The organism is Streptococcus infantis, from assembly GCF_047464615.1.
Taxonomy (GTDB): domain Bacteria; phylum Bacillota; class Bacilli; order Lactobacillales; family Streptococcaceae; genus Streptococcus; species Streptococcus infantis_Y.
Genome location: NZ_JASHBO010000025.1, coordinates 1 through 13,955, shown reverse-complemented (window position 1 = coordinate 13,955; position 13,955 = coordinate 1). Strand labels below are relative to the sequence as shown.

At 40.9% G+C, this 13,955-nt stretch carries 9 protein-coding genes and 2 pseudogenes; 9 read left to right on the top strand and 2 right to left on the bottom strand.

The annotated features are described in order from the left end of the window. The 6 genes and pseudogenes from QM450_RS10130 to QM450_RS10105 all read left to right on the top strand — a co-directional run. Positions 1-109 (top strand): annotated as a pseudogene (locus tag QM450_RS10130) (IS5/IS1182 family transposase); the annotation flags it as partial. Between the two features lie 191 nt (positions 110-300). Then, positions 301-714 (top strand): YjdF family protein, encoded by a 414-nt coding sequence (locus QM450_RS10125; protein WP_414320516.1) that lies wholly within the window; start codon positions 301-303, stop codon positions 712-714. Positions 715-834: 120 nt separating this feature from the next. Then, positions 835-1,527, top strand: coding sequence for a GNAT family N-acetyltransferase (locus QM450_RS10120; protein WP_414320515.1), 693 nt, complete (start codon positions 835-837; stop codon positions 1,525-1,527). A gap of 11 nt (positions 1,528-1,538) precedes the next feature. Beyond that, positions 1,539-1,961, top strand: a complete 423-nt coding sequence (locus tag QM450_RS10115) for a GNAT family N-acetyltransferase (protein WP_414320514.1) — start codon at positions 1,539-1,541, stop codon at positions 1,959-1,961. 534 nt (positions 1,962-2,495) lie between these two features. After that, on the top strand, positions 2,496-2,780 hold the full coding sequence (locus QM450_RS10110) for a type II toxin-antitoxin system RelB/DinJ family antitoxin (RefSeq protein ID WP_281335665.1): 285 nt from the start codon (positions 2,496-2,498) through the stop codon (positions 2,778-2,780). Continuing rightward, entirely contained in the window at positions 2,770-3,123 is a 354-nt protein-coding gene (locus QM450_RS10105) for a type II toxin-antitoxin system RelE/ParE family toxin (RefSeq protein WP_414320513.1), read from the top strand. Before QM450_RS10110 ends, QM450_RS10105 begins: the two co-directional genes overlap by 11 nt. Positions 3,124-3,553: 430 nt before the next feature. Here the strand turns inward: QM450_RS10105 and QM450_RS10100 are convergent. After that, positions 3,554-3,840, bottom strand: a pseudogene (locus QM450_RS10100) (site-specific integrase); the annotation flags it as partial. Between the two features lie 148 nt (positions 3,841-3,988). Then, positions 3,989-4,081, bottom strand: coding sequence for a type I toxin-antitoxin system Fst family toxin (locus tag QM450_RS10095; protein ID WP_094753251.1), 93 nt, complete (start codon positions 4,079-4,081; stop codon positions 3,989-3,991). 123 nt (positions 4,082-4,204) lie between these two features. On the opposite strand from QM450_RS10095, the gene ruvB reads away from it, so the two are divergent. From ruvB to QM450_RS10080, 3 genes are all read left to right on the top strand, one after another. Then, entirely contained in the window at positions 4,205-5,203 is a 999-nt protein-coding gene (ruvB, locus tag QM450_RS10090) for a Holliday junction branch migration DNA helicase RuvB (RefSeq protein ID WP_414269530.1), read from the top strand. After that, positions 5,184-5,756, top strand: a complete 573-nt coding sequence (locus tag QM450_RS10085) for a nucleotidyltransferase family protein (RefSeq protein ID WP_049548416.1) — start codon at positions 5,184-5,186, stop codon at positions 5,754-5,756. Before ruvB ends, QM450_RS10085 begins: the two co-directional genes overlap by 20 nt. A gap of 574 nt (positions 5,757-6,330) precedes the next feature. After that, the coding region (locus QM450_RS10080) for an accessory Sec-dependent serine-rich glycoprotein adhesin (protein ID WP_414320512.1) at positions 6,331-13,955 on the top strand (7,625 nt) is incomplete at its 3' end.

Below are 13,955 nucleotides of genomic sequence, written 5' to 3'. Positions count from 1 at the left end.
AGTAAAAACGTTTAAAATATTTTCAACAACCTATCGAAATCGACGTAAACGCTTCGGATTACGAATGAATTTGATTGCTGGCATTATCAACCGTGAACTAGGATTTTAGTTTCGCAGGAAGTCTAATAAATGAATCCTTCAGAGCTAAGCTTTGGAGGATTTTTAAATTGGATTATGCTATAATTATCTCAACTAAGATAAAAACACAGTTCTGGTTGGTAGTCCAGACGTAGGCAAGCCTATCAGTAACCTTCCTCCTTGGTTGTCCATTCTTAGGGATAGATTTAAGGAGGTGCTGTCGTGGAAACAATTTCAATTGGATTGACAGTTTATTTTGAAGATGGATTTTGGCATGGTTTGTTTGAACAAGTGTATCGAGAAACTTATCAAGTTTGTCGTGTGACATTTGGTCAGGAGCCAAAAGATGATGAAATTCTAGAGATTTTACAGACTCAGTTTACTCGATTATCTTTTAGTCCAGAAACTACAGTTAAGCAACATGTAAAAATCAAGAATCCTAAACGATTACAACGAATGGTGAGGAAACAAGTAAATCAAAAAGTTTCTTCCAAGTCGAAAGAACTATTGCAGTTGCAGTATGAGGAGAGGAAAAAGATTTCAAAACATCAATCTAGTGTTCAAAAGCAATTGCTCAAACAAGAGAAATTCGAACGCAAACAGCAAAAACGTAGAGAGAAGCACAAGGGGCATTAACTCACTCGTTTTCATATTTGATCAATCCTCCATAAACTGGAGGATTTTTGTAGATTTCCTGCGATATGTGATATACTATTCACATCTTTAAACTTATAAGTGTGAGACAAGGAGAAAGCTATGCCAGTAAATGAATATGGTCAGATGATTGGTGAACCTGTAGACGATACACCTGGAGTTTTACCATCGCTTGTACGGATAGAGGGACAGTATACGATTATCGAAGCTCTGTCAGTGGAAAAGCATGCGGAGGATTTGCTGGCTGTTTATGGTCCAGAATCACCTCGAGAGATGTGGACCTATCTCTTTCAACCACCAGTAGAAAATCTTGAAGAATTAATTGTTGCTTTAAAGCAGATGATTGAGCGCAAGGATCGCTTCTATTATGCGATTATCGATAAAGTAACTGGAAAGGCGCTGGGGGCTTTTTCTCTCATGCGTATTGACCAAGCCAATCGCACCATTGAAGTTGGCGCAGTGACCTTTTCTCCGGCTCTCAAGCAGACAAGGATGGGAACAGAAGCCCACTATTTGCTAGCTCGTTATGTCTTTGAAGAGCTTAACTATCGCCGTTATGAGTGGAAATGTGATGCGCTAAATCTACCTTCTAGAAAAGCGGCAGAACGTTTGGGTTTTATTTACGAAGGCACTTTCCGTCAAGCTGTTATTTATAAAGGGCGTACTAGGGATACGGATTGGATGTCTATGATTGATAAGGACTGGCCAAAGGTTAAAGCTCGTTTTGAATCGTGGTTGAGTCCAGATAATTTTGATGAAAATGGGCAACAGTTGAAATCCCTTAGAGAATGTTAGAAAGGTTTGCTATGATTAAGCTTACAAAAGAAACATCTGTTTCACTTGATGACGTTTTGCATCTCTACCAGGCAGTTGGTTGGACAAATTATACCAATCAGCCCCAAATGTTGGCCCAGGCTCTGACTCATTCACTGGTCATTTATCTAGCGCGTGATGGTGAGAAAATCGTTGGTCTAGTTCGCTTGATTGGAGACGGTTTTTCTTCGGTTTTTGTCCAGGATTTGATCGTCTTGCCTACTTATCAGCGTCAAGGAATTGGCGGCACCTTGATGAAGCAGGCTCTAGCTGATTATAAGGATGCCTACCAAGTACAACTAGCGACAGAAGAGTCTGAAAAGACTCTGGGATTCTATCGTTCTCTGGGGTTTGAAACCTTATCTAGTTTCCAGTGTACGGGCATGATTTGGGTGAATCGCAAAAAATTACAATAATTTTTTTCTCTTAAGCTAATTTTAAGTCTTGTCTTATATCATATACTTATTAAATGAATACCTCCTAACTTTATTTAATAGAAATCCTAAACTTTTTTTCATAATAATCTCCCTAATGAAGTCACCCAATTTGGTGGCTTTTTTGTTATGTGACTTTCAGCGATATTTCATTGGTATTCGTTGTTTTGAACAAAAGTAAAAGTTCGTGTCAAGGATAACGCGGATATCCATATAATACAAAGATTGCCGTATCTTCTATTGTTTAGAAACTTGATGCCTTTAAAATTGGTGTTATTAAACTTTTTAATGACCTACTTGAGATCCTGATAAAAAGTATCTGATTTATCGTGGTTTTATCAAAAGGTATCTAAATATGAAACAATTAAATTTTTCAAAAAGAAGATTGTCGAGGAAATCTCGTGTAACAATATAGTATTTCGTGAGGAAGTAAGATTATGGAAAAAACACTTTTTCTTGATGAAAATCTATATCTAGTATATAATCAATCTATAACGTATAGATTGGAGATATATCATGGCTATAAACTTGTCGAAACAATACAATTTTAAACTGAATGAAGCTACTATGGAACAAGCTCGAAATATTATCAAGGAAAAGGGCATGACAATGACAGATGCTATTTCTTTATTTGTAGAGCAAATAGTTCTAGAGCAAGATTTACCTATTAAGACGGCCGAAGATTTGCATAGAGAGCAGTTAATTGCTGAATTACAAGCCCAATCTGAACGTTCCTTGAGAGAATATGAGGCAGGCGAAGGAGCTTCTCTAGACAATGTGAGGGCACGCTATGGCTTATAAAGTGATCCTTTCAAAAGAAGTTGAACAAGCTATCGACAATATACACGACTATATAGCTACGGTACTTTTATCCCCTCAATCTGCTAAAAATACTGTGACAAAAATTTTAGATGGTTTAAAAAGTTTAGAAGTCTTTCCTGAGGCTGGTTTTGATGCTGATGTGAAAATCGGTGTAAGGATTAATAGTAAGTATCCTACACGAGGAAAAATTATAGATCAATACGTTTTGCTTTACTTTATTGATCAGACACAAAAGACTGTTTTTCTCTCCCATTTATTTCATACCAAGAGTGACTATGTTACCTTACTACAAAAAGACAATAAAAAAAGTTCAAAATCTTAAGCTAACTTTAAGTCTTGTCTTGTATCATTTAGTTATTAAATAAAGACCTCCTAACTTTATTTAATAGAAATCCTAAAACTTTTTTTTCATAATAATCTCCTAATAAAGTCACCCAATTCGGTGGCTTTTTTCTTGTTTGCTTTTAGCAATTTTTAATTAGTATTTATTATTTTTGAACAAAAGTAAAAACTAGAAAATCTTAAGTTAACTTTAAGACTTTTCTTGTATCATGTAATTATTAAATAAAGACCTCCTAACTTTATTTAATAAAATCCTAAACTTTTCTTTTTCATAATAATCTCCCTTAACTCCACCCAATCAGGTGGAGTTTTTTTGCTTTATTTCAAGCTTTTCGGGAGTTTCCTAAACATCATTTTCCAATAAATTTCGGTAGTTTTCGGATTTTGATCGGGGAATTGGCGGGGACTTTTTAGCGAATATGACTAAGAAATAGGTCTGTTGTCACTTCAGCAAGTTCGTCCTCAACTTGGTTATAACGATCGGTCATATAGACTTTTGTATGACCTAGTGCCTGGCCGAACTGCTCGGTTGGAACTCGTGAAATAATGTGAGGAAGTGGTACATCATGTGTAAGTCTGTCGTTTCATTTCGTGGATTAAAATGTTGGTTTGACTAATTTGAGTTGATGAGCGCCCATGTTCATTGATAGTGATGTAATCTTTTGTTTTCTTTGATAATTCCTAAGGTTCTCTTAATGTTGAAAGTCTTATTGGACAAGGGAGTAAAACTTTGACAAAATTCGCGAACTGTGGGATAATAAAAGGGAATTAAGTATTGTGTCTATATCATAGGCTAGAAAAGACCCCAAGCTCACGACCAAATAAGCTTGGGGTCTTTTTTGACACTATTTGTTCTTGTTTAACCATTTATCGACTAATCGAAGAACGACACCGACCACAATTGGTCCGATGATAGTTTTAAGTATTGTATCCATCATGGGCTATCTCACCACCTCTAGCAGGCGGTGTGGAAGTGCCGTAGAATATTATATCTAAACTCGGGAGCCACCAAATTCGGTGGCTTTTTTGTTTGTAGGCTGGATTTTTGCTATAATAGGAACATGAGTAGAATTTTAGATAATGAAATCATGGGTGATGAGGAGTTGGTAGAACGTACCCTCCGTCCCCAATATTTACGTGAATATATCGGTCAAGACAAGGTCAAGGATCAGCTTCAAATCTTTATCGAGGCAGCAAAAATGCGTGATGAGGCGCTGGATCATGTTCTTTTATTTGGCCCTCCAGGTCTCGGGAAAACAACCATGGCTTTTGTCATTGCCAATGAATTGGGAGTCAATCTCAAGCAGACGTCTGGTCCTGTTATCGAAAAAGCCGGTGATTTGGTAGCAATTTTGAATGACTTGGAGCCAGGAGATGTTCTTTTTATTGACGAGATTCATCGCTTGCCCATGTCCGTAGAAGAGGTGCTATACAGTGCCATGGAAGACTTCTACATTGACATCATGATTGGTGCAGGAGAAGCTAGCCGTAGTGTCCATCTAGACTTGCCACCGTTTACCTTGATTGGTGCGACGACTCGGGCTGGTATGCTTTCCAATCCTCTACGGGCACGTTTTGGGATTACTGGGCATATGGAGTATTATGCCCATGATGATTTGACAGAGATTGTCGAGCGGACGGCAGATATTTTTGAGATGGAAATCACTCATGAGGCAGCGTCTGAGTTAGCCCTGCGTAGTCGTGGAACTCCTCGTATTGCCAATCGTCTCCTCAAGCGCGTGCGTGACTTTGCTCAGATTATGGGCGATGGCTTGATTGATGATGTCATTACGGATAAGGCTCTTACTATGCTGGATGTAGACCATGAGGGCTTGGACTATGTGGACCAGAAAATTCTCCGCACCATGATTGAGATGTACGGTGGAGGTCCTGTCGGTCTAGGAACACTTTCTGTTAATATCGCTGAAGAGCGTGAGACGGTAGAGGATATGTACGAACCTTATCTGATCCAGAAAGGATTTATCATGCGAACTCGTTCAGGTCGAGTCGCGACAGCTAAGGCATATGAACATTTGGGGTATGAATATATTGAAAAATAAGACTGAAATCTTAGACTCTTTTAGAGAAAATCCTGACATGATGGCTATTCTGACTATCATCCGTGACTTGGAGTTGAAAGATTCCTGGTTGGCGGCTGGTTCAGTCCGAAATTTTATCTGGAATCTCTTGTCAGATAAGCCATCCTTTGACCGTGAAACGGATGTGGATGTGATTTTCTTTGACCCAGATGTGAGTTACGAAGAAACACTGGCTATAGAGAACAAGTTGAGGGAGGACTTTCCCCAGTATCAATGGGAGCTGAAAAATCAAGTCTATATGCATCAGCATAGTCCCCATACGGAACCGTATAGAAATTCCTGCGATGCCATGAGTAAGTATCCTGAACGTTGTACGGCAGTAGGACTTCGCTTGCAAGCTGATACAACTTTAGAGCTCTTTGCGCCTTATGGTTTGGAGGATATTTTGAACTTTCAGGTTGCTCCAACTCCACATTTCTTAGAAAATCAAGACCGAATGAAGCTCTATCAAAAGCGTTTATCCAAGAAAAATTGGCGAGAAAAATGGAAAAATCTTACAGTTAAAAATACTTAAGGAAACTTTAAGATAGGAGCTGTATACTTATTTCATAAGTTAAGAAGAACTTAACTTTAACTCCTAAAACTTTTTCATAATAATCTCCCTATAAAAAATTAAGTCGCCCAATCAGGCGGCTTTTTTTGATGGATCAATGATTCGACATATAGTAGATTGAACCTAGAATAGTACGCTACGGATTTTAAAATATTTTTAGAAATTGATCTGACTCTTCTTTCTGGTCAATTTGTTTATATTTTATTTCATCCTACTGATTTTTTACAATAATATTTGATTTTTTAAAGGTAAACAGATGATTATTGGACAAAAAAGAATCTTACAATCAGGGAAAATCTACAAAAAGTTCAAGGCGTTTTTGTTAATCTATTTTCAACTTAATCTTTGGACAAAGAAGCCTATAGTGTGCTATAATAAAGCGTTATAGATTGAGCTCTATATCAAAAATTTTTTAAGACTACACCATTGCTTGTCAGGGTGAAAAAAGAGAAAATATCCATGTAACATGGCTGTGTATCTTAAGGATGTTTTGGTATTTAGTTTTTTATAAAAAATGAACTCAAGGAGAAAAAACATGTTTTTTAGACGTCAGGAAGGACGATATAGAGAAACAGACCGAGTAACGAGGTATAAATTGATCAAGTCAGGGAAACACTGGCTTCGAGCATCTACCTCTCTTTTTGGTTTGTTCAAGGTTCTTCGTGGTGGTGTTGATACTGCTCAGGTGACAACTGAAGTTGTGGAAGATCGTGTCTCAACTTCTTTAACTGGGATAGATGTCCTCAAGGGGATAGTTGCCGCGGGGGCCGTTGTTGGTGGTGGAGTTGCCACTCATACGCAAGTCCATGCCAATGAACAGCTGGCTGTAGAGAAAGTCGTGGATGGTACTGACAATCTAGTGAATTCTGATCAGGTTGTTTTGGGAACGGTCAATAAAGATGATGAGCAACAAACTTCTGTTTCAACATCTACCTCTGTTAGTGAGAGTGTCTCAATCTCTGCTTCTACAAGTGCCTCTATTTCGGCCTCAACAAGTGCATCCGAGTCCGTAAGTGCCTCAACATCAGCTAGCACTAGTGCCAGTGTTTCATCTTCAACTTCAGCTAGTATCTCGGCTTCATTGAGTGATTCTGCCTCAACATCAGATAGTGCTTCGACTGTTGCAAGCAGTTCTCGCTCTGAGGTTTCGCATGTAGAAGGTTCACAGACGGCTCCTAGCGAAGATGCTATCAGTAATGACGGAACATCCAGAGCCACAGTTAAGGCTAGCGATATTAAGGTCAATCCTGATCTTTCTAGTTCTCTTTTAACTGCAGAAAACGTTACAAGTCAAAATGCGAGTCTGACAGTAACCACAACAGCGACTCTTGCTGCGACAACGACAGCAGAAACAAGCGCTAAAAAGCAAGCAGAAGACCGTAAGAAACTGGCAACTCTTTCAGCAGAAATGGGAGAATACCTGGCTAAAGCTGTGGACCTTCCAGATACAAGCTCAGCCATTCTTAAGATAAAATCTGCTATAACTGAGATTGAGTCTGCTCTCAAGGATCCAAATGCTGATCTAGGAACAGTTGTCAAGACAGCTACTTCAGCTCGCAACTCTATCGCCAATGCGGTTTCACGTGTAACCTCTGGGCAACGTGATAGCCGTAATGGACAACCAATGGCAACGGGAGAAAATCTCCGAGGGATTTCTCCGATTGCGGTAAACAATCACACCACAGCTCAACTTAGCCAAGGTAGTTATTCAAGTTCCAATCGTGAGGTTGTCTGGACAATCAAAATGCACTCGCAGAGACCGCTTAATTATGCAGGTCTGATCGCGCAAGTGGATAGAAACACAACCATCACTCGTGTTCTCTTCAATGGGGAAGAGATGGAGAAACGTGGTGGATCTGGCAATGAATATGTATTCAATAAACGACATGACTTAAATAGAAACCTTGAAGCGACTATATTGGTGTATGCGACGGTAAACAATCGTTCTAATGAAGCTACTTTGAATGCTCAAGTGGCAACAAGCAGTCAACCGTTTACAAGCGCCAACACTTCAGGAAATTATAGTAGCTCAATGAGCTCAACCGTTACGACTGGTGAAGCAGGTTATAACCGTGCAGCATCTAAACCACCTACCATTAGTTTCCCTGCAGATGTCACCTATTATAATGACGATTCTATTTCCACAATCAACTTGTCGATGAGTGATGATAGGGGGTTGAAAACATTAGCTGCAGGACCTAATAATACAATTATTACAGGCTTGAATGCTCCTAATTATCCAAAGAGTAAACAGGGAGTCCTTGGTGATTTTGGTGTGTATAATCAATGGGGTGCGCTTCTCTATTATCCAAAGCTTTATACGGTAAATATGGGAGGTACGATTGGTCGAGACAATGGAACATGGAAGCCGTTTGCTACTGGCGCGCACATTCTTGAATATGTTGTAACAGATAGTGACAATCAAACAACTACAGCACGTATGACTGTCAATATCAAAGGGTTCAATGAGCGACAAAATCCTGTGAGTGGTGACACTGTTACAGTTAATGATAAAACAAATTTAAGTCCAACGGAAAAAGAGCAAGTGTTGGCTAATTTTAAAACAGCCAATGCTAGTCTTCTTTCAGGTACAGGATCAGGTGTAGGCTCAACTGACTATAAAAAAGGGACTGAAGAAGGTTCCTTAAGTGTGGCCAATAATGGCGTTGTAACCATTACTTATCGAGATGGTACTCAGGATACAGTCGATTCAAAACTAAAATATGGTGTTGAAAAGGTGACTGATACATTCTACGCGGTAAGTAGTGAGTCTGTGTCTGATATAAATCTAAGTAGTCTTGTACGTCCAGTTGGTGGAGCTTCTAGTTTACCTCAAGGGACCACATTTGCTTGGAAAAACGGACAAGCTCCTACGATGGCAGTAGGTAGTCGAACAGCAATTTTAACGGTAACTCACCCAGATAAAACTACTACGGATTTAACATATAATTACACAGTTTACCAAAAGATTGAAACCAAAACCAATAATGGAGTTACTGGTCAATTTTATGCCTTTAAAGCAGTTCCAGGTAGTGATGTAACTGTTGCTGGGAAATACGCTAATAATATTGGTGGATTTTCAAATCTTTATCTCAATAACGATTCTCTTCCTTCAGGGGCGACATTTTCTTATGAGTATCGTCTGAACAATAATCAGTCAGCAACTTTAAGCAAACAAGATGTCTCTCCAGCCTTTAGTACTGTCTGGCATACAACGGCTGATTCAGCTACAACACACCGTACAACCTATACTGTAAAAGCAACTTATCCAAAAGGGCGACTTGGTGATGTAACAACTTCAAATCCTGCGTTAACAAGTACAGTGACGTTTGATTATACAGTTGTTGATCCAGTTGCTAAGCAAGAATATGTTACAACAGTCGGCAATACAACGCCTCTAAATGACATTATTTCAAATCCGGGTAATGCAATTAAAAATTCTGATACTAGTGTAGCAATTCCGACTGGTACAGATTATAATTGGGTATCAACACCAGATGCTACAACTCCAGGTATCTTTAAGAAAGAAGTTGAAGTTACTTTACCGCAAGGTTCAACAACTCAACCAAGGAATGCTACAAATGTTCCTGTAGCCATTAAAGTCAGACCGAACCCACCGCAAGTTTCATCTGATCAATTGACAAATACAGGTGGTCTGCCAAATAAAGGAATCACCGTTACAGATGTTGTTCCAGGCGCGACGGTGACCTTGACGATTGGTGGTAAGACTCTTACTAAGACAGCTGGTGCTAATGTAACGAGCTTGTCTTTCACTCCAGCCGAAGTCGCAGATAGTAATGGTTTGCTCCCAACAGGAAACGTAACTGTTAAACAAAGTAAGGTATTTAATAATCCTGTAACGAATGCGAATGAAACTTTGGAATCAGATGTAAGTACAGTTGCTATTACACCTGAAACAGAAAAGCCACAAGTTGTTGATACGGTAGTCGAAGTAGAGAATGACGATAACACATGGTCAGCTACTCCTAAAACAATGAATAATGGTACTCCTGAATACACGTTCTACTCTGGAGATTCATTAAAGTTTACCGCTAAATTCAAAGATAACAGTGGCGTTGTCAAAAATACAGAAGTTCGTGGTGGAGACCCAGGAACTCCTGCAATTAACAATCTTTTCCATAATGATACATGGGGAACAACGGTTATCAATAAAGTCACAGCTAAGACTACGGCTACTGCTAACCAACCAGCTGTGACAACCGTTACAGGTACTATTGATTCTGACTTGAGCTATGCTCCTGGAAATAAAATTACACGCTCTATAACTGCAGATGATTTTTCAAATCTCCGATCAGACGGAACCACCTTTGTTTTGAAACAGGGGCAGTTGAAAGATAGATTGGGTGAAATGACGATTCCTCCGATAACAGTTCGAGATATCAGTAATTTAACTGATACAGATAAAAAGACTATCAAAACTGCGGTTGAAAAGGCATATCCACAGGCTAAACATCGAATCAAAACCTATACTCAACAGAGTAATGGGGATGTGTTGATTACCTATAAAGATGGAACAACAAGAACAGTTACCCCTACACTAGAGCAAAATTATAAAACAAGAACAGAAACACCATTTTACGCAGTTGCTGGAGAGAATCCTGCGGCTTTGACAGCTCGTGACTTTATTCGCTCAGCTGATGGCACAGAATTACCTTCAAATACAAGTGTGGTTTGGAAACAAGGAACTCTAGATTTATCAACACCTGGTGATAAAACAGCTACTTTGACGGTTACCGATTCTAAAGGTGTATCTAAAAATATTGCTTATAAATATACTGTTTATCCAAAAGTAGAAGCTAAAACTTACAATGGTGTGACAGGTAAGTTCTATGCCTTTAAAGGAACGAAAGAAGCTAACCTTAGTAAAGTTGATGGAGGAAATTGGGCTAATAATATTGGTAGAGATTCTTATTTGTATACCAATGTTAATGAACTTCCAACAGGAACCAAATGGTCTTATAAATATAAGTTAAATAACACAGGGGCTGAGCAAACAACTGCTGTTGGAACCCCGACTTTTGGTGAAGTATGGTATACGACTAAAGAGGTTGTGAATCTGGAACCTGTCAGTCACCATACAACCTATACGCTAATTGCCACTTATCCAAAAGGACGTTTTGGGGATGTTTCAACAAGCAATCCAGCCTTGACAAGTCAGACAAGCTTTGATTATACAGTTGTTGATCCTGTAGCTAAACAGGAGTATGTTACAACTGTGGGAAATAAGGCTCCATTAGCAGAGATTATTAAAAATCCAGGAGAGGCGCTTAAAAATTCGAATACAAGTGTATCCTTCCCAACAGGAACAACATTTAGTTGGGTCCAGGCTCCTGATGACGCTATGCTGGCAAACCCTGGGGTTTATACGAAAAAAGTTACAGTCACTCTTCCGCAAGGTTCCTATAGTGGAGCTGCTAATAGTAGAACAGTAGATGTGACTATTAAGGTAAACCCACAAGCGCCAGTTATCTCAGTTAATTCTACCAACGAAACGGGTGGTTTGCCAAATCGTTCAATTGTTGTGACCAATGTCACACCTGGAGCAGTTGTTACGCTCACATTAGCAGGTCATACATTTACCAAGACAGCTAAAGATAACGAATCAAGTGTTACCTTTGAACCTGCAGAACTACAAAAAGCTTACGATGGCAACAATGGTCTCCTTCCGACTAGAGATGTGACAGCTAAGCAAGAAAAAACAGTAACACTTCCAAGTGGTGGAACTGAAACCTTGAGTTCGTCTACAACGACTGCAACGATTACTCCTGAACGTGTGAAACCAACAATTACCTATACTGTAACAGTAAATGGTCAAGAGCCTAAGAAAGATAGCAATGGTCGTTATCTGTTCTATGCTGGGGACAAGATCCAGATTACTTATACAGGTAAAGATAATAGTGGTAAATTAGTCACACTGAAGGTCTCTGGTAATAGAACAGACTTGACGGACTTCTTCGAAAACAGACCTGAGTGGGGAACTGGTCCTATCACAAATATTATCAATACCTTGACCAATGATGACCAAACCACCTTCACAATTAATGCGGTTGCCAATAAAGATCTTGCGTGGAGCTCAGGGAATCACTGGGGACGTTGGCTAATTGCTACAGATCCTAGTGGAAACAGTGTTGCTGTAGGAGAAATTAGTATTCAACAAGATCAGTTGCAGAATTTGTTTAAAAAACCTGCGATTGACTTGACTGAAGTCAAGGATAAAAATCATTTATCAGAATCTGATAAGGACAAAGTTCGCGAAGAAATCAGAAAAGCTCATGATAAAGTGACTCCGAACGGTCGTGATCGTATTTCTAGCATCGATGTAAGTGACAGCGGTGTTGCAACGGTTTATTATAAAGATAACGCTAAAGTAACATCTGGTAATCAACCATATGCACCAACGGTTTATAGTCAAGATGAAACTGTTTCAGACAAGAAATATCGTTCTGAGTCAGCTTCAACCAGTGCATCAGTGTCAGCGTCAACAAGCGCATCAGTGAGTGCAATGACTAGTGCCAGTACATCAGCGTCAACCAGTGCAAGCCAATCAGCAAGCACATCGGCCTCTGAATCAGCGTCAACAAGTGCGAGCCAATCAGCAAGCACATCAGCTAGCCAGTCAGCGTCAACCAGTGCAAGCCAATCAGCAAGCACGTCTGCAAGCCAAAGTGCTTCAACAAGCGCAAGTCAATCAGCAAGCACATCAGCTAGTCAGTCAGCATCGACAAGTGCGAGCCAATCAGCAAGCACGTCTGCAAGCCAAAGTGCTTCAACAAGCGCAAGTCAATCAGCAAGCACCTCAGCTAGCCAGTCGGCGTCGACAAGTGCGAGCCAATCAGCAAGCACATCAGCTAGCCAGTCAGCGTCAACCAGTGCGAGCCAATCAGCAAGCACATCAGCTAGTCAGTCAGCATCGACAAGTGCGAGCCAATCCGCAAGCACATCGGCATCTGAATCAGCGTCAACCAGTGCGAGCCAATCAGCCAGCACGTCAGCAAGCCAAAGTGCTTCAACAAGCGCAAGTCAATCAGCCAGCACGTCAGCAAGCCAGTCAGCTTCAACAAGCGCAAGTCAATCAGCAAGCACATCAGCAAGCCAGTCAGCATCGACCAGTGCGAGCCAATCAGCCAGCACGTCGGCTAGCCAGTCAGCATCAACCAGTGCGAGCCAATCAGCCAGCACAAGTGCATCTGAATCAGCGTCAACCAGTGCAAGCCAATCAGCCAGCACAAGTGCATCTGAATCAGCGTCAACCAGTGCGAGCCAATCAGCCAGCACGTCAGCAAGCCAAAGTGCTTCAACAAGCGCAAGTCAATCAGCCAGCACAAGTGCATCTGAATCAGCGTCAACCAGTGCGAGCCAATCAGCCAGCACGTCGGCTAGCCAGTCAGCATCAACCAGTGCAAGCCAATCAGCAAGCACATCGGCATCTGAATCAGCGTCAACCAGTGCGAGCCAATCAGCCAGCACGTCGGCTAGCCAGTCAGCGTCAACCAGTGCAAGCCAATCAGCAAGCACGTCAGCAAGCCAAAGTGCTTCAACAAGCGCAAGTCAATCAGCAAGTACATCGGCTAGCCAGTCAGCATCAACAAGTGCGAGCCAATCAGCAAGCACATCAGCTAGCCAGTCCGCATCGACCAGTGCGAGCCAATCAGCAAGCACATCAGCTAGCCAGTCCGCATCGACCAGTGCGAGCCAATCAGCAAGCACGTCAGCAAGCCAAAGTGCTTCAACAAGCGCAAGTCAATCAGCAAGTACATCGGCTAGCCAGTCAGCGTCAACCAGTGCAAGCCAATCAGCAAGCACATCAGCTAGCCAGTCAGCATCGACCAGTGCGAGCCAATCAGCAAGCACGTCAGCAAGCCAAAGTGCTTCAACAAGCGCAAGTCAATCAGCAAGCACGTCAGCAAGCCAAAGTGCTTCAACAAGCGCAAGTCAATCAGCAAGTACATCGGCTAGCCAGTTAGCGTCAACCAGTGCAAGCCAATCAGCAAGCACATCAGCTAGCCAGTCAGCATCGACCAGTGCGAGCCAATCAGCAAGCACGTCAGCAAGCCAAAGTGCTTCAACAAGCGCAAGTCAATCAGCAAGCACAAGTGCATCTGAATCAGCGTCAACCAGTGCAAGCCAATCAGCAAGCAC